1 protein-coding gene is annotated in these 1380 nt (G+C 55.4%); it reads left to right on the top strand.

The window, feature by feature from the left end; translation table 11 throughout:
- Positions 1–224 precede the first annotated feature (224 nt).
- Positions 225–1380 (top strand): sulfatase-like hydrolase/transferase (locus ACP5H1_RS08415; protein ID WP_427974068.1); only part of this gene is annotated, 1156 nt, incomplete at its 3' end.

Raw genomic sequence — 1380 nt, 5'->3', positions numbered from 1 at the left:
GGGGTTTAAGAGGGGCTTTAAGCCGTCATGGTCATGACCTTGATATATTCGTGAGGGCCTGGCGTATCTTTGAGAGAGTCTGGCTTCACACTCTGTCGGCCGACTCTGAGTTAATCGAGACACCCATTAGCAGCCTACCGTAATTGGAAATCGACCATGTGAAAACGGGTTAACGCTTTTATTCAGTACAGCACAGGGTTGCAAGAGTTCTTAGGTGTTTAGCGGTGGCAGGGACGCCGGCTAACGTGGCCATAGTGCTCTGCGACACGCTCAGGAGGGACGTGCTCGACGTCTATGGGGGCCCAGTATCTACGAGGCCGCTGCTTGAGGCCCTCGGCAACAGGTTCGTTGTCTACACCGGCTACTCAAACTCCTTCTGGACAGTTCCCTCGCACTTCAGCCTCTTCACGGGGCTGCCGGTGAACAGGCACGGCATCCATGAGGGGCCTAACAGGACTACAATTATGTCAGTCAGCGAGCTGGGAAGGTCGTTTTCTGGAGGTACCTTAGCGTCAGAGCTCAGGAGAAGGGGGTTTTACACCATGGGGTTCTCGGCAAACGGCCTGGTCAGCTACATCAGCGGGCTGAACAAGGGGTTTGAGTGTTTTGCTGTTGATGACTCATGGTTGGTAAGCAGGCTTCTCTTTAGTCCCATTATCCCACCTGATGGCCTTAAAATCATTGAGGAGCTTAGAGAGAAGCACCGCGGGAGGCTGAAGTACCTGAGCGCCTTCCTGGACGTCCTGAGGAACAAAGGGGTCAGCAGCGCGATCTCCATCGCTGCCCTTTACTTTAAGGTCTGGCTAATCTGGGCGCTATCAGGCTACATCGCTGACAAGGGCTACACGGACGCCGTAACTACAGTTTTCTGGGGTGTTAAGGGCGAACCGTTTTTACTTTTCATCAACCTCATGGAGACTCACGAGCCCTATTACTTTAACTCCAAATTCGACTACGAGCACATAAGGTGCGCGAGGTGCGTGAAGAGGGAATTCAAGGGGTACCTTAAGGGCGCCTACACGTGCGTCAGGGCCGCCGCCGAGATAGCTAATATTCTCAGGTCCAAGGGGCTTCTCGACAGAACCCTCTTTATCCTCACCTCTGACCACGGCCAGGAGTTCGCCGAGCACGGCGCACTAAGCCACCTCAGCGACCATCTTTACGAGGAGAATATAGGCATACCAATTATCGTCAAGCCTCCAGAGGGAATGAAGCTTCCCAGGAGCGACTGCTACGTCGGCCTACACGAGCTCCACGGCCTAGCAATGGCCGCGGCCTCAGGTGACCGGGAGTGGGCCCCCTCCTGCGGCCCAGGGCTGGCGGAGTCCTATGAGGCAGTGTGGCCTGACCCGAACGCGGGCAAAGGAATAAGGAGGGTTG

It is taken from the genome of Acidilobus sp., from assembly GCF_049973875.1.
Classification (GTDB): Archaea; Thermoproteota; Thermoprotei_A; order Sulfolobales; family Acidilobaceae; genus Acidilobus.
The sequence above is the reverse complement of the archived record's forward strand: the minus strand, read 5'-3'. Positions and strand labels throughout refer to the sequence as shown.